Consider the following 21268-nt stretch of genomic DNA (forward strand, 5'->3'; position numbering starts at 1 on the left):
CGCCGGTCGCGACAGGCGTTCGGCCGCACTGGATCTCCCGGGTGCCTCCGGTCTCCTCCTCGTCGTACAGCCGTGCCGGGCTGCCATGTCGTCCTGTGTCGGCCTGTGTCGGCCTGTGTTGTCCTGTGTCGGCCTGCGTCGCGTTCGGGCTCGGGCGGGTGGTTCTCCGCCGCCTGCTTCCCCGAGGACCGGCCGCGCCGGGCATCCCACCAGAGCGAGCATCCCCACCAGAAGGAGAAACGCATGCGATTACGCGGATCCGCCCGGCGACGGTCCTCCGGGCACACTCCGGATGACCGTCCCCCCCGCGTCCGGCGGCTACGGCGGCTGGTCGTCGCCGTGCACCTCGCGATCGCGACGATGGTGCCGGCGGGGTGGGCGGCCGCGGACGGCGCCGCGGCCACCACGACGGGAACGGCCGCCGGGGCCGCCGCGGCCGTGGCGGCCGTGGCGACGGTGACGACACCGCCGATGGGCTGGGCGTCGTGGAACACCTTCGCGGCCCAGATCAACTACAACGTGATCAAAGCCCAGGTGGACGCCATGGTGTCCTCGGGGATGAAGGACGCCGGCTACGAGTACGTCAACATCGACGAGGGCTGGTGGCAGGGGACCCGCGACGCGTCCGGCAACATCACGGTCGACACGGCGGAATGGCCGGGCGGGATGAAGGCGATCGCCGACTACATCCACAGCAAGGGGCTGAAGGCGGGCATCTACACCGACGCCGGGCGCAACGGCTGCGGCTACTACTACCCGACCGGCCGCCCGGCCGCGCCGAACACCGGCAGCGAGGGCCACTACGACCAGGACTTCCTGCAGTTCTCCCAGTGGGGCTTCGACTTCGTGAAGGTCGACTGGTGCGGCGGACAGGCCGAGGGGCTCAACGCCCGCACCGCCTACCAAGCGATCAGCGCCGCGATCGACCGCGCCACCGCGCAGACGGGACGGCCGATGGTCCTGTCGGTCTGCAACTGGGGCGCCCAGAACCCGTGGGACTGGGCGCCGGGCATCTCCACGATGTGGCGCACCAGCGGCGACATCATCTACTGGGGGCAGGCCGCGTCGATGGACCGGGTGCTGGCCAACTTCGACTCCGCCCAGCACCCGAACGCGCAGAGCCCCGGCCACTACAACGATCCCGACATGCTCATCGTCGGCATGAACGGCTTCTCGGCCGCGCAGAACCGTACGCACATGGGCCTGTGGGCGATCTCGGGGGCGCCGCTGCTGGCAGGCAACAACCTCGCCACGATGAGCGCCGAGACCAGGGCGATCCTGACCAACCGGGAGGTGCTCGCGGTCGACCAGGACCCGCTCGGGCGGCAGGGGGTGAAGGTCGCCGAGGACCAGAGCGGACGCCAGGTCTACAGCAAGGTGCTGTCCGGCACCGGCCGGAGGGCGGTGCTCCTGCTCAACCGGACCACCTCCTCCGCGTCCGTCACCGCCCGCTGGTCCGACCTCGGTCTCAGCGGACCCGCGACCGTACGGAACCTGTGGACCGGGACCGACGCCGGGACGTTCGACGGCGGCTACACCACGACCGTGCCCGCTCGCGAAGCGGTCCTCCTCACCGTCACAGGAAGCGGCGCCACTCCCAGTCCGTCGCCCACTCCCACCGGAACGGGCGCGATCAAGGGGGTGGGGTCGGGCCGGTGCCTCGACGTCGCGGGTGTCTCGCAGGCCAACGGCGCGCAGGCGCAGCTCTGGGACTGCAACGGCCAGGCCAACCAGCGGTGGACGCCGACCGGCTCGGGTGAGCTGCGGGTCTACGGCAACAAGTGCCTGGACGTGTCCAACCGGGGCACCGCGGACGGCAGCAACGTCGTCATCTGGGACTGCAACGGCCAGAGCAACCAGCAGTGGCGGTTCAACGCGGACGGCACCATCACCGCCGTAGGCGCGGGCAAGTGCCTGGACGCCTACAACCAGGGGACGGCCAACGGCACCAAGGTCATCATCTGGACCTGCAACGGCCAGGCCAACCAGCGCTGGACCCGCCCCTGACCTCTCGCCGCACGCCTGCGCCGGGACGGCGTCGTCCGTTCCGGCGCAGGCCGCGCTCCTCACGGGCGTGGTCGTGGTCGTGGTCATGGTCGTGCTCGTGGTCGCGGCGGGCGTGGCCGTCGCGGCGGGCTTCTCGCGGCGGGCTTCTCGCGGTGTGCTTCTCGCGGTGTGCGGAAGATCGCAGATGGGACCGGCCGAGGTCGCCGGTGTGTGAGACAATCCCGGCGACATGCGCGCCTCACTCTCCTTCCGGCTCGCGCGGTCGGCCGCCTTCTCGGCCGTCTGCGTGCTCCTCGCCGTCGGCGCGCACCGGTTCGCCGGCGGAGGCGGGCCGACGCCGGCCGCGCTCCTCACGGGCGTGCTCGTGGTCACGGCGGGCGCGGCCGTCGCCGCGGGCCGGGAACGGTCGCCCCAGGCGATCGTCGGCCTGCTGCTCGGCGCCCAGGCGTTCCTGCACTTCCTCCTCGAGATCACGGCCTCCGCCGCCGAGGCGGGGCATCCCACGTGGCACGGCGGCTTGAGCGCACAGACCGGAATGCTCACCGCGCACCTCACCGCGGCGCTGCTCACCGGATGGTGGCTGGCGCGCGGGGAGGAAGCCCTGTGGTCCGTGTTGAGGGGGATCGGCGCAAAGGCGGCGCGCTGCCTGCGGGCGGTGGCCGCACTGGTGACCGCGCTGTCGGCTCTGCTGGGCACGGATCTCGCGGCCGCCCGGCGTCCTCGCCGGCGCCCGGCGCCCGGTGCCGGCCACCCCCCGCGCATCGCGGGCGTGCTGCGGCACGCGGTCGTCCGCCGCGGGCCCCCGGTTCTTCCCGTCTTCTGAGCTTCACGCGCGGGCGGCGCGTATCTCCCAGGGGATCGGTCTCTCCCCCTCTGGGGCATGCTCGCGCGCCTCCGTACCATCGCAGACGACTGGAGAACCCCCATGACCTCGTACGTCCGTCGCGCGGCCGCAGTCACCGCCGGTGCCCTCGCGCTCACCCTCGGCCTCGCCGTTCCCGCCCTCGCCCACGTCACCGTCAACCCCGGCACCGCCGTTCAGGGCGGCTGGACCAAGATCGCATTCCGCGTTCCCAACGAGCGTGACAACGCCTCGACCACCAAGGTGGAGGTCGAGTTCCCCACCGATCACCCGCTGCCGTTCGTCTCGGTCCGGCCGGTTCCGGGATGGGACGTCAAGCTCACCCGCGGCAAGCTCCCCAAGCCCGTCGTGTCGGACGCCGGTGACACGATCACCGAGTCGGTACTGAAGATCACCTGGTCCGGCGGGAAGATCGAGTCCGGCCAGTTCCAGGAGTTCGAGGCCTCGGTCGGGCCGCTGCCGAAGAACGTGGACGCGCTCACCTTCCCCACGGTGCAGACCTACTCCAATGGTGAGGAGGTCAAGTGGGCGGAGGCGCCGAAGGCCGACGGCTCCGAGCCCGAACACCCCGCGCCGGTGCTCAAGCTGGTCGCCGCCGAGGAGGGGGAGGACGACCATGACGACGCCGCCTCCGCCTCGCCTGCCGCCGCCCCCACAGTCGCGGCCGCCGCGGACGATGACGACGAGGGCGGGGACACCACCCCGGCCCTGGTGCTCGGCGGCATCGGCCTGGTCGCCGGCCTGGTCGGAGCAGGCGCCGGCATTACCGCCCTGCGCCGCTCGCGCGGCTGAGCGGCGGCTCGGGCACCACTGAGCGGCTCAGATGCGACTGAGCGGCTTGGATGAGATTGAGCGGCTCAGATGCGACTGAGCGCCGGGTGCCATGGGAGCCCCTTCCGGGTCACGCGCCCGGGAGGGGTCTCTCTTTCTCCAGGTGGGCGGGGTGAACCCGTCGCGGCGGCAGCCGATGCCGGGGTGAGTCGCACCTTCGACGAATCGGGTGTTCCGCCAGTGGTGCAGCTTTGATGCGTCTCCCCGCGTGGTTGGTTGTGATTCCACGTTTTGGGAGGTGGCGGCTTGGTTCGATAGTGCGTTCGAGATAGGGTGAGGGCAGCCGTTCAAGGTGAGCCTAGTGGGCGGGCCGTCGGTGGCCGTACGCCGTGTGTTGAGCCGAGTCTGCGTGAAGGAAGTCCCGATCCGGGCGGTCGGGAACCGGTCAGTCGCCTTCGTCTCCGCTCCCCGGGGGTCATCCGCCGTGTCCGCGCCGCCGCCGCCGTCGCCGTCCGCTGTCGCGGGGCATGGGGCTGCGTTCCCGCCTGACGCGTGCGGCGCGCCGGCGGCGATCCCCGAGGGGCTGGCGGTGATCCCTCCGGGCGCCGAGCTCGCCCAGATGCTGGCGGGCATCGATGTGGAGCGGGTGTCGGGGTTCGACACCGTGGAGGTGCTCAAGGCCGCCTACCGCCAGTCCTGCCATGAGCGGGCCCGGTTCCTGCGGACGCTGCTGGAGGTCGGGCTGCGCGAGCAGTTGTCCGGCGACAGCGTGGTCCGGTTGGAGGTCCCCGACGAGTTCGCCCCCGACGAGGTGCGGGCAGCGCTGGTGTGGTCGCGCCGCCGGGCGGATTCGGCCTTCGAACTGGCGTGGAACCTGCACCGCCGCCTTCCCGTGCTGGGAGCGGCCATGCTGGCCGGACAGTTGGACGAACCGCGGGCGGTGGCCTTCATCCGCTGGACGAGCGGTTTGACCGACGCGCAGGCGGGCTGGGTCTGTGAGCACCTGATCGGCCGGGCCGCGACCTGGACCGTGGGCGAGCTCATCGAGCAGATCCAGCGTCTGGTGCTGGCCATCGACCCCGATTGGGCGGAGAAACGCTATCGGGAGGCGGTGCGCAGGCGCCGGGTGGTCGGCATGCGCAACGACGACGGCACCGCGACGGTGTCTGGGCTGGATCTGCCGCTGGAGCGGGCGGTGGCCGGATGCGAGCGCATCGACGAACTGGCCCGCGCCTGCAAACGCGCCGGAGACCACCGTCCCGTCGACCACATCCGCGCCGACCTGTTCCTGGGCAGCTTGGACGGCAGTTTCGAGGGCCTGTCCGACGCCGGGATCATCGCCCACGTCCGCACCCGTCCCTTCCTCGACCCCTGCGACCCCACGGCGGGCTCCCCCGACATCCCGCCAACCGACCACACCACCGACCAGCCCGCCGATCACGCCGACCGGCCCGCTGATCACACCGACCGGGCCACCGATGAGGCCACCGGCGCGCCTCATAAAGCCGCTGCGTCGACCGGCGATGCGACCGATGACGAGAACGGCGGCAGGACCGGTCACACCGGAGAGGGGCGCCAGGACCCGTCAATGCAGACGCGGTCGACGCAAGCCACGTCAACGCAGCCCTTCTCAACGCAGGCTCCGGCGGTGCAGGCCTGCTCGGGGCAAGCGTGGTCGGTTCGGGAGATACGGGTGGGGTTGACCACCCTGCTCGGCCTCGACGAGCACCCGGCCCATCTGCCCGGCTGGGGCATGGTCCACGCCGCGCAGGCCCGCCGGATCGTCGCCTCCATGGTCAGCGGGGAGTGGCGGTATGCCATCTGTACCGACGACGGGCATCTGCTGCTGACCGGCATCACCGGCCGGCGCCCCTGCCCGCGCGAGAAACGGCCCCCACGCGATGCGCGACGCGGCGGCATCGTCGAGCTCCAGGTCACCCTCACCCGGCTTCACGAACTCGCCGCCACACCCGACGCCACCGGAGCCTGGGCGCGGCTCATCGCCGACCTGGCCCGCCATGCCTCTGCCCAGCTCATCAAGAACGGCCAGCCGGACAAGGGCCGGTCCGGCACTGATCGAGGCGATGGAGACCGGTTGGACGCTGGCCGCTACAGCTCGGGTCGAGGCGATGGAGAGCGACCGGAATCGGCCACAGACCAGAGCGCCGACACCTCCGTCTTGACCACATCGACAGGGTCGACCACCGCAACCACCTCGACCACTTCGACCACCTCAACCAAGTCGGCCTACCGGCCGGGCCTAGACGACTCAGGCGACTCAGGCGATCTAAGCGACGCGGCGAAACAGGCCGATCGACGGCATGCCGACGCGGCCTTACGCCGCTATGTCCAAGTACGGGGCCGGGTCTGCTCCTGGCCGGGCTGCCGCATGCCCGCCACACGGACCGACCAGGACCACATCCAGGCATGGGCGGACAACGGCACCACCACCGCCGGCAACCTGCACCTGGCCTGCCGCCACGACCACCGCGCCAAGCACCTGGGCGGCTGGCGGGTCACCTCCGCTGGTCCCCACCTCATCGTGTGGACCAGCCCGCTCGGACACTCCTACCTCAGCCCACTCCCGAAGATCATCTATCCGGCTCCCGAACCCTGGCCCCGCGACTGGCCCGACGCCCCGCCCGAACGCCTGCCCAGCGACCTCCCCGGGGCACCCGGCACGATCATGGCTCCCTCATGTCCGAGCCCGGCCACCACCGGGGGAAGCCGCCGTCCGACCAGCGGCCAGGCCAACGGTGACGCGGACGGCGACGCCGGCCGCGGCCGCGGCCGCGCCCGCGGGTCCGGAGGGCAGGTCGATGGGACGTCAGACAACACATCAGACGGCAGCTCCTTCTGGAGCGACCGCGAGGTGCCGCCGTTTTGAACACCCATCTCGGCGACCCGGGACCGGACTCCCCGGGAGGCGAGGCGGGTCAGGACAGCGAGTTCAGGACAGCAGGGTCTCGCCGATCCAGCCGTCCGGGGAGCATCCGGGTGGTACGGCGAAGACGGCCGACCCGATGGGGGTCGTCCACTGGTTCAGCAGATCCATCTCCGCCAGGCGCGCCTGGATCGGGACGAACTGCCGTGCCACGTCGGCCTGGTAGGACGCGAACAGCAGGCCGGTGTCCGGTCGTCCCTCCGGGCTGAGGCCGTCCTCGTAGTTGTAGGCCCGGCGCATGATGCGCATGGCGGGGTCGGCCGTCCGGGCGCGGCGGATGTGCGCGAACTCGGAAATCACCGGCAGGCCCGACGGGCCGAGCGCGGCGAAGTCGGGCTCGTCGGTCTCGGTCCGGCCGGTGAGCGGCGCCCCGTTGTCCAGCCGCCGCCCGACGCTGAACTCCTTGGCCGCCCGGTCCGCGGCGTCCCACTTCTCCAGGTCCATCCGGATGCGCCGCAGCACCAGCGTGGTTCCGCCACGCAGCCACCCGTCGCGCACCCATACGGCCCGCTCGAAGTCCGCGGAGCCCGGCTTGGGGTTGACGGTGCCGTCGAGCTGGCCCATCAGATTGCGCTGGGTGGTGCCAGGTGCCCGGACCTGCGGGCTCTGTCGGAAGCCGTGCTGGGTCCAGCGTACGGTCGCGAAGGAACGGGCGTCCCTGACGAGCACGCGCAGCGCGTGCGCCAGCGTGACGCGGTCGTCCGCGCACACCTGAACCAGCAGGTCGCCGCCGCTCCAACGGGGCTGCAGGGCGTCGACCTTGAAGGCCGGCAGCGGCCGTGGCGCCAGGTGCCCGGCCCCCGCCGCCTCGAACAGCCCGGCGCCGAACCCGAAGGTGACGGTGAGTCGCGCGGGCAGCAGCGCCAGTTCGGCGTCGGTGTCGGCGAGGGCGGGCTCGCCCCGGGTGAGCCGTCGCGCGTCGTCGGTCAGCAGCCGCATCAGGCGCGCCAGCGCCACGCGACCGGTTCCGGGCCGCAGGTCGAGCCCGGCGAACACCGCGAACGTCTGCGGGAAGGTCGCGACGCCCGCCTGGTGCACGCCGTGGAAGGGCTCGACGGCGTCACCGCCGGGAAGGGGCGCGGACCCGGCCGCCGCGCGTCCGGCCACGTCAGGTACGGCGCAGGCCGCTACGGCGGCGACGGCCCCTCCTGCGAGCAGGCCGCGCCGGGTCAGCCGCCGTCCCGCCCGGGACTCGCGCTCACTCATGGGGAGCGTAGGACTCGTTGGCACCGGCGAAGTCCTTGGCCACCGCGGTGAAGGACACGGACCTGCCGTCCTTCAGGGTGAGCGTGAAGGGCACCTCGGCCCCGGGCTCGACCGCCGTGCGGACGTCCATGAGCATGATGTGGTCGCCGCCGGGCCGGAGCACGTGCCGTCCGCCGGCGGGGATCACGAACCCGCCCTGCTTGCGGCGCATGGTTGTGGCGCCGGCGTCCCCGGCGACCTCGTGCAGTTCCACGGACGGGGAGACGGGAGTGCTCGCCCCGACGACGGTGACCGCCTCGCGGGTGGTGTTGACGAGCGTGCCGAAGGCGGCGCTCATGCCGGAGCGGGCCGTCTTCACCCACGGATCGATGACCGACAGCGGGGCGGCGGTCGTGGCGGACGCGGAGGCGGGGGCCTGCGCCGCCGCCGGGGATGCGGTGGTGGTGCCGGCCGGAGTGGCGCAGGCGGCCGCGGCGAGGAGGGCGGCGAGCGCCGCCGGGAGGACGCGGTGAACGGTCGTGCTGGTCATGCGGAAGCCTTCTCTCGGTCGTCCGGCGGGCACGCCGCGGGCATGCGGCGGGTCCCCGTGGGCCGGGCCGCGGCACGGCTGAGGAACGGGGCATGCGCGTGGGCGTGCTCCGCCGGAAAAGATCATGATCACGTCCCGGGCCGTACACGGCCGGAGACGAGGTGAGGAGCGTCGTCTCAGACGGACGGCTGGAGAAGGCGGGGCGGGCCGCGCCGGGTGACGCTGTGACGCGGGGCGACGGAACGGGGGACACGCGGCTCGTCCGGATGCGGCGACGCCAGGGTCGTGAACACGGGTGGCGCCGGATCGGCCGCGATCCGCGTCAGGCGTACGGCGAGCCGCCGTAGCAGCGCCCACAGGGCTGCCTCGCCCCTGGCGAGCCACAGCGACGTCAGCACCACCGCCCAGCCGTGGGCGATGAGCATCCCCACGCCGGGTCCGGCGTGCGCGTGCCCGATCGCGACGTGCCCGGCCAGGACGTGCCCGGTCGCGACGTCTGCGATGGACGGGGACGACAGGGCGAACATCACGTGCAACGCGGCCTGCAGAGCCGCGAGCAAGGGCAGGATCGTGCGCAGCGTCCGCTCCCCGCCGGACAGGGGCAGCGCGGCGGCGAACACCGCCGGCAGCCCCAGTGCGAGCGCGGCGGGGGCCACCTCGCCGCCGCTGAACAGGTGCGCCAGCACGCCCAGACCGAGGCACACCGCGCTGAAGGCGGCGGCTCGGGCGAGACGGAGAGGCGATGTCACCGGCATGGCACTGCCAATATCGCATGCCTGGCGCCCGGTCCCCGTTCCGGGACGCCGTGTCGCTCGCGGGATGCCCTCGCTCGCGGGATGTCCTCGCTCGCGGGTGCCCGGGCCATGGGCCGCCCCGCTCGCGGGTGACGCCGGTTCAGCCGGCCCGCGACGCCCGGCTCGGGGACGGCTGAGGGAGCCGGTCACCCGCACTTCGCCGGCGATACTCGCGCGGCGAGCTGCCGGTGATCCGCTTGAACGCGGTGCTGAGGGCGCTTTCCGAGCCGTAGCCGACGGCGTGGGCGATCGTGGCGAGTGTGTCGCCGCCGTCGCGTAGGCGCCGGGAGGCGAGCTCGATCCGCCACCGGGTGAGGTAGTCCAGGGGGCCGAGACCGACCGTGTCCTTGAACCGCGCGGCGAGGGTGGACCGGGACACCGCTCCGGTCCGGGCCAGCTCCGCGACGGTCCACGGGTGGGCGGGCCGCGCGTGCATGGACCGCAGTGCCGCCGCGACCACGGGGTCGGCGAGACCGGCGAGCCAGCCCGACACCGCGCGGGGCTCCCGGGCCAGGTGCAGACGCAGGACGTGGATGAGCATGACCACGGCGAGGTGCTCGGCCGCGAGCGTCGAGCCGATGGCGCGCCCCCGCAGCTCGGCGTCGATCTGGCCGAGGGCCCACCGCACCGTGCTCGCCTCGCCGGTTGCGGCGGGCACGTGGATGATCGGCGGCAGCCCGTCGAGCAGGAGCGAGCGTGCCCGGTCGCCGAACGAGAAGCCGCCGCCGACGAGGAGCGTGTCCGCGCCGTCGCCGACGTGCGGGAGGCCGTCCCGGGCCGCCGTCCACAACGGCCCGGCGTCGACCGGGACCGCATGGGGGTCGCTGAAGAGCGTGAAGACGAGCGGATGCGTGAGCAGGAAACAGTCGCCCTCCGCCAGGGAGATCGGCGCGTCGAGGCCCTCGACGTCCAGGAAGCACCGGCCGCGCCGGACGGCGTTGAACTTCACGCCGTCCGGCGGCTCGAAACGCACCGCCCAGCTGCCGCCCGCCGACATCCCCGTGGACAGGTGAGCCTTGGTGCCCAGCAGCGCGAGCACGTCTTCGAGCGGATCCATCGGCTTCTCCGGCGAGCGGGATCGGGAGTGGACGATTGATAAAGTATGCCGGATTTTTCGCTATAGATAGTCCGTATCCGACGCTCTAGCGTGGCGGCATGAACAGCGAACAGACTCGTCTCACCACTCCCTTCCACTCCCACGCCACCGCTACCGAGGTCGTCGAAGGAGTGGATCTGTCCGGGCGGCGTGTCGTCGTCACGGGCGGCGCCTCCGGGATCGGCGCGGAGACCGTCCGCGTCCTGGCAAAGGCCGGGGCGGAGGTCGCCATCGCCACCCGCGACCCGGCCACGGCGGCGCCGATCCTCGCGAGCCTCGCTGGCGCGCCGGGAACCGTCCGGTCCGCCGCGCTCGACCTGGCCGATCTGTCGTCGGTCGCGGCGTTCGTACGGGACTGGCGAGGCCCGCTCGATGTGCTGGTCGCCAACGCCGGGGTCATGGCGCTCCCGGCGCGGGAGGTCACCGCTCAGGGGTGGGAGATGCAGCTCGCGACGAACTATCTCGGACATTTCGCCCTCGCCGTGGGCCTGTACGGCAATCTGCGGGCGGCGGGCCGGGCGCGGATCGTCGTCGTCAGCTCCGGCGCCCATGTCGGCGCGCCGTTCGACTTCGACGACCCGCAGTTCGAGCGCCGGCCGTACCACCCCTGGACGGCCTACGGGCAGTCCAAGACGGCGGACGTCCTGCTGGCGGTGGGCGCGCGCCGGTGGGCGGCCGACGGAATCACGGCGAACGCGCTCAACCCCGGCTGGATATTGACGAACCTCCAGCGTCACATGGACGACGCGACCATGCGCGAGATGGGCGCGATCGACGAGAACGGCGAGATCATCCCTCAGCCCTACCTCAAGACGGTCGCCCAGGGCGCGGCGGCATCGGTGCTGCTGGCGGCCTCGCCTCTGGTGGAAGGCGTGACCGGCCGCTATTTCGAGGACAACCAGGAGGCCCCGCCCGCCGCCCCCGGGATCGCCGGAGGAGTGGCGGCCCACGCGCTCGACAGGGACGCGGCGGACCGCCTGTGGGACTACGCAAGCGCCGCGCTCGGCTGAGGAGCCGGGCGGCCCTTAGGGCGATCGGTGTCACAGACGCGGGGCGCGCCCGGTCCTAAGTGCCGAGGGCGACGCCGAACTCGGCCCCACGCGGTTCGCCTGCTGGCTCAAGGAGCACACGGCGGAGTAGGGCCGTCCGGCGGGAGATCCACGAGCGGCATAGGAATTGGGCTGTTTGGGCACTTCAAGAGGTATCGGGGGTGTGTTCGATGGGGGGAACCATGGCTGTATCGGCGGACCTGGCGAAGCTGCTCGACCGTGAGTACGAGGACAAGACCCTGGACGAGCTCCTCAAGGCGCCGGTGGAGGCGCTGGCCGGGGTGAGCGCGGAGGACGCGGAGCTGCTGAAGAAGGCCTTCCACATCAAGACCGTGGGAGACCTCGGCCGCAACAAGTTCTTCCGGGCGGCCACCGCGCTCGTCGATCTCACCGACAGCCGGAAATAATCGGGTCTCCCGCCTTACCGGCGGCCGTTGTAGAAGATTTCCATCGCCTTATAGGTTGATGGAAAGTGCCTACAAGGGAGCGGCCGTGGGGGCTCTGTTCGTCGGCGTGGACGGGGGAGGCACCAGTACGCGCTGCGTGGTAGTCACGGAATCGGGCGAGATCGCCGGGCGTGGACGGGCCGGCGGCGCCAACGCGATCTCGGTCCCCGATCCGGCAGCCAACCTGCGCGCCGCGCTGCTCGGCGCACTGGAGGGCCTGGACCGCGCGCGGGTCGCCGGCGGCGTGTTCGGCCTGGCCGGGGCGGCCCGCGCGGCGGAGCCGGCGGAGCGGGCCTGGCGGGAGGCCGGGCTCGCCGGGCGGCCGGCGGTGGTCGCGGACGTGCTCGTCGCCTTCACCGGCGCCACCGACGAGCCGGACGGCGCCGTCCTGGTGGCCGGCACCGGCGCGATCGGCGCGCGGGTCCGCGACCGCCGAATTGTGCGGCGGGCCGACGGCCTCGGCTGGCTCCTGGGCGACGAGGGTTCGGGCGTGTGGCTGGGCCGCCGTGCCGCCGCCGCGGCGCTGAACGCGATCGACGGCCGGGGCGCGCCCACCGTGCTGGTCGCCCGGGTGGCCGAGGCCGTCCTGGGCGCCGGGGCGGCCGGCGAGGACGACGGGCCCGCGCTCGCCCAGGCCCTGGTCGCGGCCGTGTACGCGCGGGTCGCCGAGCTGGGCCCCGCCTGGCTCGGCACGCTCGCGCCCGTGGTGGACGCCGCGTCCCGCCAGGGCGACGAGGTGGCCCGCGGCGTCGTCGCCGAGGCGGCCCGCAGGCTGTGCCGTACGGCCCGGGTCGTCACCGGGGACGCCGCCCACGACAGAGGAGCACGGGCGGCGGGAGACGGAGGGCCGCTGGTGCTCGCGGGGTCGCTGCTGACCGAGCCGACCGAGCTCGCCCACCTGGTCAGGGCCGAGCTGGGCAGGCGGGCCACGCTGGTGCGCGCCCGGGACGCCGCGGCGGGCGCCGCCGCGCTCGCGGTGCGGGCGGCCCTGCCCGGCGACCCCCGTGCCGCCGAGGCGCACCGCGCGCTGATCCGGCAGGGGGGTGCATGAGCGAGCGAATCAGTGAGCACCGTGCGATTCGGGAGGTGCCGTCCTGCGCGCCGCCGGCACGATCTGATGCCGCGCCTCCGGCACGAGCTGATGCCGCGCCTCCGGCACGATTTGACGCCGCGCCTCCGGCACGAGCTGCCGCCGCGCCGCCGGGCGAGGAGGCGGCATGAGTGAGGGCGAGCTGGACCGGATGGCGCTGGCGGTGCTCCAGCCCGGGTTCGAGGGCACGGAGCCGCCCGCGTGGCTGCGGCGGGCGCTCGCGGAGGGCCTCGGCGGCGTGGTCCTGTTCGCCCGCAACGTCGCCGGCCTGGAGGGGACGGCCGCCCTGGCCGCGGAGCTGCGCCGGGAGCGGCCGGACGTGATCGTCGCCGTGGACGAGGAGGGCGGTTCCGTCACCCGGCTGGAGGCCGCCGGCGGCAGCTCGTGGCCGGGCAACATGGCGCTGGGCGTCGCCGGCGACGAGGAGCTGACCCGCCGGGTGGCGCGCCAGATCGGCCGGATGGTCGCCGCCGCAGGCGCCACCCTCGACTACGCCCCCGTGGTGGACGTCAACGCCGACCCCCGCAACCCCGTCATCGGCGTTCGTTCCTTCGGCTCCGACCCCGAGGAGGTCGGCCGCCACGGCGCCGCCTGGATCGAGGGGCTGCAGAGTGCCGGGGTGGCCGCCTGCGCCAAGCACTTCCCCGGTCACGGCGACACCGTGACCGACTCCCACCTGGCACTGCCCGCCGTACGGGCCTCCCGTGAGGTGATAGAACGGCGCGACCTGCCGCCGTTCCGGGCCGCCATCGCGGCGGGGGTGCGCGCCGTGATGTGCGGGCACCTGCTCGTCCCCGCCGTCGACGCGCTCCCTGCGACGCTGAGCCGGGCGGTGCAGACCGGTCTGCTGCGGGAGGAACTGGGGTTCGAGGGGCTCGTGGTGACCGACGCGATCGAGATGCGTGCGGTCGCCGCTCTCCACCCGCCCGGCGAGATCGCGGTCCGCGCGCTGGCCGCCGGGGCCGACGCGATCTGCGTCGGGGTGTCCTCGGCCAGGGGGGAGAGCGTGTACGCGCTGCGCGACGCGATCACCGGCGCGGTCCGCGAGGGCCGGCTGGCGGAGGAGCGCCTGGCCGAGGCGGCGGGCCGGGTGCGGGACCTGGCCGCTTGGTACGACGGGCAGGCGGAGGCCAGGAAGGCGGTGGCCCGCGACGCCGACGAGGGCCTCGGCCTCGCGGCGGCGACGGCGGCGCTGCGCGCGACCCCCGCGGAGCCTCCGGGCCCGCTCACGCGGGCGCCGCTGGTGGTGCACATGGCGGCGCGCCCCAGTCAGGCCGTCGGCCGCGCGACCCCTCTCACCCTGGGGGAGGCGCTCGGCGAGGTCCTGCCCGGGACGGTGACGACTCAGATATACGACGACGGGCGGCTGCCGGATCTGCGCGACACCGGGCGCCCTCTCGTGGTCGCCGTCCACGACGCCGTACGGCACGCCTGGATGCGGCGGCTCCTGGAGGAGGCGCTGCGGGCCCGCCCGGACGCGATCGTCGTGGAGACCGGGGTGCCGGGCCCGCCCGCCGGTCGGGTGTACCTCACCACCCACGGCGCCTCCACGGCCTCCGCGCGGGCGGCGGCCCGCTGGCTCGCCGGAGCCGTCTGACCCGCCTGCCGACCCCCTGCCGACCCCATCGAAAGGGGAGTATTCCCAGCTAGCAGGCTTGGGTAAAAATTAACTCCACCGAGGCGTCTGTCCGTGGAAAAAATTGACGGCGTCGCGAGAGCGCCCGTATTGTCCAGGCAATCGGGAACCAGGAGCAGCCCATGAAGCGACTCGCAGCGATCATGGCGGTGGCGTCCATCGTCACCGTGACCGCCTGCGGCACTACCGGGACGACGGACACCGCCCAGCAGGGCGGCGGCGTGTACACGACGATCGACGGCAGCAAGCAGATCAACGCCAGCGCGCCGATCAACCCGTTCAACCCCGTCGGATCGGTCTTCTCGGGATACAACGGCATGGCGCTGGCGTGGCCCAAGAACGACCCCACCGATCCCAACCAGTTCTACCCGGCCATCGCCAGGAGCTGGAGCATGTCCCCGGACCGGTCGGAGGTCGTCATCCACCTGCAGCCGGACGCCAGGTGGTCCGACGGCAAGCCGGTGACCAGCGAGGACGTGCGCGTCTCGATCGGTCTCGCCTACACCCAGGGCGGCACGGCGTACGCGCTCGACCCGAAGGCGGCGGGCGCCGCCGCCGACATCCAGGTCGTCGACCCCAAGACGATCCGGGTGACCCAGGGCGCCAACCGCAGCTCGACGTTCCTCGCCAACCTGCTGTCGACCGTGGTCGTGCCCGCGCACGTGTTCGGGAAGCTGCTGCCGGCCGACTTCTGGCAGACGCTCAAGGTCGCCCAGCACGGCCAGGGCGCGGCGGCCGAGAAGGCGAAGAACCAGATCACCGGCCTGGCGGAGAAGGTCATCGCCTTCGACCCCGGCCGCGACGTGTCGGCCGGGCCGTTCGTGCTCGAGCGGGTGAACCCGGGCGCGGCGCTGCTCAAGCGCAACCCCTACTTCTACGCCCGGCAGAACATCGCGCCGGCCAAGGTGAAGATCCTGAACTACACCGGCAACGAGCAGATCTGGAACTACCTGATCGCCGGCCGGCTGGACAACGCTCCCTTCACCTCCGTGCCCACCGCCGTCATGGACCGGATCCGCGACGCGCGGGGCAGCAAGGTGGTCAAGGGCTACTCGCCGGTGGCGGTCTCCCTCGCGTTCAACCAGTCGCACAAGCCGTACGACAACGTGCACGTGCGGCGGGCGATGGCCTACCTCATCGACCGCGCCCAGGTCACGAAGATCGCCTCGCCGGAGGGCGGCACTCCCGCCGCCACCACCTCGGGCATCCACGCCAAGGCGGCCCGCGCCTGGCTCGGCGACGCGTTCGACACCCTGGAGCAGTACCGGGTCGACGCCGCCAAGGCCGACGCCGAGCTCAAGGCGGCGGGCATGACCAAGCGGGCCGGCCGGTGGGCCATGCCGGACGGCAGCCCGTGGAAGGTCCGCATCCACGTGCCCGCGTCGTTCTCCGACTGGGTCGCCGCGGGCAAGTCGATCAGCAGCCAGCTCAGCGACCACGGCATCGACGCGGCCGTTGTCACCGCCGCCGACTACACGCTCTATCTTGGAGAGCTGGCCGAAGGCAAGTACGACCTCGGGTTCTGGCTCATCGGCCTCGGCCCCTCGCCGTACAACATCTTCCAGCGGCTGTTCGGACAGGCGAACGGCTGGCAGATGTTCGGCGGCCGGCTGCGGCACGTCGCGCCGGGCACCGAGGGCAACTGGATGGGCGGGCCGGAGAAGGTCGACGCCGGCGCCGCCGGCACGGTCGACCCGGGCGACCTGACCAGCAGGCTGAACTTCGCGTCCCAGGACGAGCAGAAGCGCATCGTCGGCGTCCTGGCCAAGGTCGCCAACGAGCAGCTCCCCGTCGTCCAGCTGTGGGACTACGTGAACACCCAGTTCGTGAACACCTCCCGGTACACGGCGTATCCGCCCGACGACGACGAGTCCCTGCGGCTGTCGTCCGGCGTGTGGATGCAGCTCGGGATGATCAGGAAAGCGGAGAAGGGGCAGGCATGACGCACGCGGTCCCGGGGCGTCCCCGGGTGGGCGCCATCGCCAGGAAGGTCGGCGGCCATCTGGTCCGCGGCCTGGCGATGATCTGGGTCGTCGCCACGATCAGCTTCGTCATCATCCGGGAGATCCCCGGCAACCCCGTGCTGGGGCAGTACGAGAGCCTGATCCAGAAGGGCATGTCGCCCGAGCAGGCCGAGCGGGCCACCGCCGTCCTGTACGGCTTCCTGCCCACCGGCAACCTGTGGGAGCAGTACGTCGGCTACATGGGGTCGCTGCTCCACCTCGACCTCGGGCGTTCGCTCAGCACGCCCGGCGTGGAGGTGACCACGCTCATCGGCCACGCGGCGCGGTGGACCGTGCTGCCGGTCCTCGCCGGCACGCTGCTGAGCTTCCTGCTCGGCGTCACCATGGGCGTCTACGCCGCGATCAAGCGGTCCGGCAAGCTCGGCGACATGCTCGCGCTGTCCGGCTCGCTGCTGCACGGCGTGCCCGTGTACGTCATCGGCCTGCTGCTCACCGCGATCTTCGCCACGCTGTGGCCGATCATGCCGTCGGGCGGGCCGGTGGACGTCGAGTTCGTCCCCGGCTTCAACGCCGGCTACATCGGCTCGCTGGTCCACCACGCCGTGCTGCCGGTCGTCACGTACACGCTGGCCAGCTACGGCGGGTGGATCCTCGCGATGAAGTCCAACGTGGTCGCCGTGCTCGGCGACGACTTCATCCTCGCGGCCGAACTGCGCGGACTGCGGCGCGGCTTCGTGTTCCGGTACCTCGCGCGCAACGCGATCCTGCCGCTGTTCACGATCCTCGCTCTGTCGATCGGCATGCTGTTCGGCGGCTCGATCTTCATCGAGCAGATCTTCAACTACCCGGGACTCGGCCTGCTGCTCGTCAACAGCATCAGCAGCCGCGACTACGCCCTGATGGGCGGCACGTTCCTGGTGATCACGGTGGGCATCGTCGTCGCCAACATCGCCGCCGACCTGCTGTACACGGTGATCGACCCGCGGGTCAGGAGCGGAGGCGCGGCATGACCGTCATCGTCAGCCCCGAAGGGGCGATGAGTCCCGGAGCCGCGCCCCCCGGGACCACGCGGGCCACGCTGCGGCGCAACTTCTGGCGCGGGGTGTGGCGCGTGCTGCGGCGCAAGCCCAGCCGCATGGCGGGTGTGGTCATCGTCGCCCTGTTCGCGCTCATGGGCGTGGCCGGGCCGCTGCTCTACCCCGCCCAGCTGCCGCGCGACGACGACGCGCTGTACGCGCCGCCCAGCCTGGCCCACCCCTTCGGCACCGACTTCGAGGGCACCGACGTGCTCGCGCTGGTCGTCACCGGCGCGCGCTACGTGCTGCTGACCGGCCTGGCCACGGCCGTCATCACGGTCGCGCTCGGCACGCTCATCGGGCTGGTCGCGGGCTTCCACCGCGGCCGGTGGGACACGCTGCTCATGCGGCTGACCGACATGAATCTCGCGATCCCCGGCCTGCCGCTGCTGCTCGTGCTGTCCACGGTGTGGAAGTTCGAGAGCCCGCTGGAGATGGGCCTGGTGCTAGGGGTGCTCGGCTGGGGCGGCATCGCCCGCGCCGTGCGCTCGCAGACGCTGTCGCTGCGCGAGCGCGGCTTCATCGAGGCGGCCCGCGGCCTCGGCCTGCCGACGCGGCACATCATCGGCCGCGAACTGCTGCCGAGCATGGCGCCGTACATCGCGATGAACATGCTCATCGCCGTCACCGGCGCGGTGTACGCCCAGGTGGGCCTGTTCTTCCTCGGCGTGCTGCCGTTCGAGTCGAACAACTGGGGCGTGATGCTCAACCTCGCGGTCTTCAACGGCGGGGCGCTCACCACCCCGGCCGCGCTGCCGTACCTGATGGCCCCGCTGATCGCGATCCTGCTGCTCACCCTGGGCATCGTGCTGATCGTGGACGCGATGGACGAGATCTTCAACCCCCGGCTGCGGGAGGAATAGCCCCTATGACCGCTCACACGGCCGCCCCTCATACAGCAGCACCGGGGGTCCGGATCCGGGACCTCACGGTCGTCTACAAGACGCCGTCGGGCGAGTTGCCCGCCGTCCGCGGCGTCGACCTCGCCCTCGCCCCCGGCACGATCACCGGCGTCGTCGGCGAGTCGGGCTCGGGCAAGTCCACGCTCGCCCTCTCCCTGCTCAACGCCGTTCAGCCGCCCGGCAGGATCGCGGCGGGCAGCGTCGAGATCGACGGCCTCGGCGACGTGCTGACGCTGCGGGGTGAGGACCTGCGCCGCGCCCGCGGCCGCCAGGTCGGGTACGTCTTCCAGGCCGCGCAGAACTCGCTGAACCCGCTCAAGACCATCGGCAAGCAGCTGCTCGACCTCGGCCGCTCCCACGACGTGGAGGACCTGCGGGCGCTGGTGCGCGACGCCAAGGACCTGCTCGCCCGCATGGGCATGGACGGCGCCCGGGTGCTCGACTCCTACCAGCACGAGCTGTCGGGCGGCATGCGCCAGCGGGTCGGCATCATGCTCGCGCTCGTCCTGAACGCCAAAGTCGTCGTTCTGGACGAGCCGACCACCGCCCTCGACATGATCACGCAGGCCACGATCCTGCGGATCATCCGCGAGGTCCACGAGGAGCGCGCGCTCACCACGCTGGTGATCACCCATGACGTGGGCGCCGTCGCCGAGGTCGCCGACAGCCTCGCCGTCATGTACGGCGGACGCGTGGTCGAGCACGGCCCGGTGACCGAGGTGCTCGGCGACGCCCGGCACCCGTACACGCAGGGGCTGATCAGGGCGATCCCGCGCCTGACGGGCGACCTGTCGCTGGCCCGGGCGCTGCCCGGCCGCCCGCCGACGCTCGGGACGCTGCCCAAGCAGGGCTGCGTGTTCCGCGAGCGCTGCGAGCGGCGCATGGAGGTGTGCGAGACCGACGAGCCGATGTCCGTCAACCGGGACGGCCGCACCGTCGCCTGCCACGCCACCGACCGCCACCTCACGCTGGTCAAGCGGAAGGAGTTCGTGTGATCACGGGAACCGGGATCACCAAGATCTTCAAGCAGCGCGGCGGGGTGCTCGGCGCCCGCGAGGTGCCCGCGCTGCGCGGCGTGGACTTCGCCATCGCCAAGGGCGGCGCCGTTTCGTTCATCGGCGAGTCGGGCAGTGGCAAGACCACGCTCGGCCGGATCATCGCCGGGCTGGAGACCCACGACGCCGGCGAGATCGTCATCGACGGCGTGCCGATGTCGTCGCTGAGCCACCGCGCGCGGCAGCCGTACTTCCGCCGGGTCCAGCTCATCCACCAGGACCCCTACTCGGCGCTCAACCCCACCCGGACGATCCACCAGACGCTGGAGGCGCCGCTGCGGCTGCGTGCCAAGCAGACGGGCCGGCCGGCGTCGTGGGCCGACGGGCGGGCCGAGGAACTGCTGGCGATGGTCGGCATCGACCCCGGCTACGTGCTGCCGCGCTACCCCCACCAGCTGTCGGGCGGCATGCGCCAGCGCGTGGTGATCGCCCGCGCGCTCACCATGGACCCCGAGGTCCTCGTCGCCGACGAGGCCGTTTCCATGATCGACGTGTCGCTGCGCCTGGGCATCCTCGCGCTGCTGAAGGACCTGCGCGAGCGGCTCGGCGTGGGCGTGCTGTTCATCACCCACGACATCGCCACCGCCCGCTACATCGGCGACGACGGCGAGCTGTACGTGCTCTACCGCGGCCAGGTCGTCGAGCGGGGCGCCACCGAGAAGATCATCGCCGACCCGGTCCACCCGTACACGCAGTCGCTGCTGTCGGCGATCCCGGTGCTGCACGGTCTGGAACGGCCGGGCGCCGAGCGGGTCGTGCCGCGGGAGATGCAGCGGGAGGGGCTGTCCGACGGCGGGTGCCTGTTCGCGCGGCGCTGCCCGTTCAGCACCGAACGCTGCGAGAGCGAGATGCCCGTGCTGGGCCGCGACGGCGGACCCGGTACGGAGACCGAGCAGGAGCACGCCTGCTTCCATCCCCGGCGGCGCAGCGTGATCCCGGTGGGGGTGGGCGAGTGACGGACATCGCCCCCGTCGCCGTCGACGGCCGCGTGGCGGACGTCGCGGCCGCCGCTCTCTGGGCGGACGCCGCGGACGCCCCGCTGGTCGTCCGGCGGCTGGCCGCCCCGCCGCCGGGGCGCCGGTGGACCGTCCTGTCCACTCCCGGCCGTGAGGGCGTCGTGTTCGCCTCGCTCGGCGCGGACGGCGCGGGCCACGTCACGGGGCACGTCGACCTGATCGCCGTGGATCCCGCCGCGCAGGGCCGGGGGATCGGGCGGGCGCTGGTCGGCGCGGCCGAGGAGTGGATGCGGGCGCACGGCGCCGCGGAGTCGAGGTTCGCCGGCAACCCGCCCTGCTACGCCTGGCCCGGCATCGACGTGCGCTACACCCCGGCGGCCTGCCTGGCCGAGCGCCTGGGGTACGAGCAGTACCGCGTCGCCTGGAACATGACGGCCGGCCTGCCGGCCCGCTACGACGAGGCCGAGCACGAGGCCGACCTGGTGAAGCTCGCCGCCGCCGGGGTCACGGTCGCGGCCGCCGCCGACCGCGCGAGGATCGTGGCGTTCGTGCGCGAGCAGTGGAACGACAAGTGGGCCTGGGAGGCCGAGCAGGCGAGCGGCCTGCACTATGCCTCGCGCGACGGGGGCGAGCGCGACGGGGAGATCCTCGGCTTCGCCGCCTGGGGCGCCCGGCCGCTGTGGTTCGGGCCGATGGGCACGGCCGAGGCCGCCCGCGGTCTCGGCGTGGGTCGGGTGCTGCTGCGCCGCTGCCTCGCCGAGCAGGCCGCCGCGGGGCAGACGTCCACGCAGATCGGCTGGGTCGGCCCGCTCCGCTTCTACTCCCGGGCGGTCGGCGCCCGCGCCGAGCGGGTCTTCTGGCTCTACCGCCGCCCGCTGGACTGAT

The 21268-nt window shown here is 72.7% G+C and carries 19 protein-coding genes; 15 read left to right on the top strand and 4 right to left on the bottom strand.

Annotated elements, in window-relative coordinates; all coding sequences use genetic code 11:
- Positions 1–243 precede the first annotated feature (243 nt).
- The 5 genes from ACWEQG_RS22270 to ACWEQG_RS22290 all read left to right on the top strand — a co-directional run bounded on the left by ACWEQG_RS22270 (position 244) and on the right by ACWEQG_RS22290 (position 6527).
- Positions 244–2007, top strand: coding sequence for a glycoside hydrolase family 27 protein (locus tag ACWEQG_RS22270; RefSeq protein ID WP_452287310.1), 1764 nt, complete (start codon positions 244–246; stop codon positions 2005–2007).
- Between the two features lie 67 nt (positions 2008–2074).
- Entirely contained in the window at positions 2075–2221 is a 147-nt protein-coding gene (locus ACWEQG_RS22275) for a hypothetical protein (RefSeq protein ID WP_452287312.1), read from the top strand.
- A 15-nt stretch (positions 2222–2236) separates the two neighbouring features.
- A complete protein-coding gene (locus ACWEQG_RS22280; RefSeq protein WP_452287314.1) occupies positions 2237–2830 on the top strand; it encodes an MFS transporter in 594 nt (197 codons plus the stop codon).
- Between the two features lie 102 nt (positions 2831–2932).
- Positions 2933–3661: a YcnI family copper-binding membrane protein gene (locus tag ACWEQG_RS22285; protein WP_452287316.1), complete on the top strand. Its 729-nt coding sequence runs from the start codon at positions 2933–2935 to the stop codon at positions 3659–3661.
- 463 nt (positions 3662–4124) lie between these two features.
- Complete coding sequence (locus tag ACWEQG_RS22290) at positions 4125–6527, top strand: DUF222 domain-containing protein (protein ID WP_452287318.1); 2403 nt, start codon at positions 4125–4127, stop codon at positions 6525–6527.
- Positions 6528–6590: 63 nt separating this feature from the next.
- Here ACWEQG_RS22290 and ACWEQG_RS22295 read toward each other — a convergent pair whose 3' ends face one another.
- From ACWEQG_RS22295 to ACWEQG_RS22310, 4 genes are all read right to left on the bottom strand, one after another.
- Entirely contained in the window at positions 6591–7790 is a 1200-nt protein-coding gene (locus tag ACWEQG_RS22295; protein ID WP_452287320.1) for a Dyp-type peroxidase, read from the bottom strand.
- On the bottom strand, positions 7783–8319 hold the full coding sequence (locus ACWEQG_RS22300) for a copper chaperone PCu(A)C (RefSeq protein WP_452287322.1): 537 nt from the start codon (positions 8317–8319) through the stop codon (positions 7783–7785). The genes ACWEQG_RS22295 and ACWEQG_RS22300 overlap by 8 nt, the downstream gene beginning before the upstream one ends.
- 176 nt (positions 8320–8495) lie before the next feature.
- Positions 8496–9074 carry an MFS transporter gene (locus tag ACWEQG_RS22305; RefSeq protein ID WP_452287324.1) on the bottom strand — a complete coding sequence of 193 codons (579 nt, stop codon included), beginning with the start codon at positions 9072–9074 and terminating at the stop codon, positions 8496–8498.
- Positions 9075–9213: 139 nt separating this feature from the next.
- The gene (locus ACWEQG_RS22310) at positions 9214–10170 is read right to left on the bottom strand and encodes an AraC family transcriptional regulator (protein WP_452287326.1); all 957 of its coding nucleotides are present in this window, start codon (positions 10168–10170) and stop codon (positions 9214–9216) included.
- 98 nt (positions 10171–10268) lie between these two features.
- Here ACWEQG_RS22310 and ACWEQG_RS22315 point away from each other — a divergent pair, with 98 nt between their 5' ends.
- From ACWEQG_RS22315 to ACWEQG_RS22360, 10 genes are all read left to right on the top strand, one after another.
- Entirely contained in the window at positions 10269–11219 is a 951-nt protein-coding gene (locus ACWEQG_RS22315; RefSeq protein ID WP_452287328.1) for an SDR family NAD(P)-dependent oxidoreductase, read from the top strand.
- A 221-nt stretch (positions 11220–11440) separates the two neighbouring features.
- Positions 11441–11665, top strand: a complete 225-nt coding sequence (locus ACWEQG_RS22320) for a hypothetical protein (RefSeq protein WP_363463088.1) — start codon at positions 11441–11443, stop codon at positions 11663–11665.
- An 85-nt stretch (positions 11666–11750) separates the two neighbouring features.
- Complete coding sequence (locus ACWEQG_RS22325; protein ID WP_452287330.1) at positions 11751–12755, top strand: N-acetylglucosamine kinase; 1005 nt, start codon at positions 11751–11753, stop codon at positions 12753–12755.
- 166 nt (positions 12756–12921) lie between these two features.
- The gene (locus ACWEQG_RS22330; protein WP_452287332.1) at positions 12922–14391 is read left to right on the top strand and encodes a glycoside hydrolase family 3 protein; all 1470 of its coding nucleotides are present in this window, start codon (positions 12922–12924) and stop codon (positions 14389–14391) included.
- Between the two features lie 161 nt (positions 14392–14552).
- Complete coding sequence (locus tag ACWEQG_RS22335) at positions 14553–16373, top strand: ABC transporter substrate-binding protein (RefSeq protein WP_363463091.1); 1821 nt, start codon at positions 14553–14555, stop codon at positions 16371–16373.
- Entirely contained in the window at positions 16370–17404 is a 1035-nt protein-coding gene (locus tag ACWEQG_RS22340; RefSeq protein WP_169988355.1) for an ABC transporter permease, read from the top strand. The genes ACWEQG_RS22335 and ACWEQG_RS22340 overlap by 4 nt, the downstream gene beginning before the upstream one ends.
- On the top strand, positions 17401–18333 hold the full coding sequence (locus tag ACWEQG_RS22345) for an ABC transporter permease (RefSeq protein WP_363463092.1): 933 nt from the start codon (positions 17401–17403) through the stop codon (positions 18331–18333). Before ACWEQG_RS22340 ends, ACWEQG_RS22345 begins: the two co-directional genes overlap by 4 nt.
- Before the next feature lie 5 nt (positions 18334–18338).
- Positions 18339–19367 carry an ABC transporter ATP-binding protein gene (locus ACWEQG_RS22350; RefSeq protein WP_452287334.1) on the top strand — a complete coding sequence of 343 codons (1029 nt, stop codon included), beginning with the start codon at positions 18339–18341 and terminating at the stop codon, positions 19365–19367.
- A complete protein-coding gene (locus tag ACWEQG_RS22355; RefSeq protein WP_363463094.1) occupies positions 19364–20383 on the top strand; it encodes an ABC transporter ATP-binding protein in 1020 nt (339 codons plus the stop codon). Before ACWEQG_RS22350 ends, ACWEQG_RS22355 begins: the two co-directional genes overlap by 4 nt.
- Positions 20380–21267, top strand: a complete 888-nt coding sequence (locus ACWEQG_RS22360) for a GNAT family N-acetyltransferase (protein WP_452287336.1) — start codon at positions 20380–20382, stop codon at positions 21265–21267. Before ACWEQG_RS22355 ends, ACWEQG_RS22360 begins: the two co-directional genes overlap by 4 nt.
- Position 21268 lies beyond the last annotated feature (1 nt).

The sequence above is a fragment of the Microbispora sp. NPDC004025 genome, assembly GCF_053604425.1.

Excerpts from the sequence above, each read along its gene's own strand:
- ACWEQG_RS22305 (WP_452287324.1), bottom strand. The coding sequence starts at position 9,074 with ATGCCGGTGACATCGCCTCTCCGTCTCGCCCGAGCCGCCGCCTTCAGC.
- ACWEQG_RS22335 (WP_363463091.1), top strand. The coding sequence starts at position 14,553 with ATGAAGCGACTCGCAGCGATCATGGCGGTGGCGTCCATCGTCACCGTG.
- ACWEQG_RS22300 (WP_452287322.1), bottom strand. The coding sequence starts at position 8,319 with ATGACCAGCACGACCGTTCACCGCGTCCTCCCGGCGGCGCTCGCCGCC.
- ACWEQG_RS22285 (WP_452287316.1), top strand. The coding sequence starts at position 2,933 with ATGACCTCGTACGTCCGTCGCGCGGCCGCAGTCACCGCCGGTGCCCTC.
- ACWEQG_RS22345 (WP_363463092.1), top strand. The coding sequence starts at position 17,401 with ATGACCGTCATCGTCAGCCCCGAAGGGGCGATGAGTCCCGGAGCCGCG.
- ACWEQG_RS22315 (WP_452287328.1), top strand. The coding sequence starts at position 10,269 with ATGAACAGCGAACAGACTCGTCTCACCACTCCCTTCCACTCCCACGCC.
- ACWEQG_RS22295 (WP_452287320.1), bottom strand. The coding sequence starts at position 7,790 with ATGAGTGAGCGCGAGTCCCGGGCGGGACGGCGGCTGACCCGGCGCGGC.
- ACWEQG_RS22280 (WP_452287314.1), top strand. The coding sequence starts at position 2,237 with ATGCGCGCCTCACTCTCCTTCCGGCTCGCGCGGTCGGCCGCCTTCTCG.
- ACWEQG_RS22330 (WP_452287332.1), top strand. The coding sequence starts at position 12,922 with ATGAGTGAGGGCGAGCTGGACCGGATGGCGCTGGCGGTGCTCCAGCCC.
- ACWEQG_RS22320 (WP_363463088.1), top strand. The coding sequence starts at position 11,441 with ATGGCTGTATCGGCGGACCTGGCGAAGCTGCTCGACCGTGAGTACGAG.
- ACWEQG_RS22350 (WP_452287334.1), top strand. The coding sequence starts at position 18,339 with ATGACCGCTCACACGGCCGCCCCTCATACAGCAGCACCGGGGGTCCGG.
- ACWEQG_RS22340 (WP_169988355.1), top strand. The coding sequence starts at position 16,370 with ATGACGCACGCGGTCCCGGGGCGTCCCCGGGTGGGCGCCATCGCCAGG.
- ACWEQG_RS22310 (WP_452287326.1), bottom strand. The coding sequence starts at position 10,170 with ATGGATCCGCTCGAAGACGTGCTCGCGCTGCTGGGCACCAAGGCTCAC.
- ACWEQG_RS22270 (WP_452287310.1), top strand. The coding sequence starts at position 244 with ATGCGATTACGCGGATCCGCCCGGCGACGGTCCTCCGGGCACACTCCG.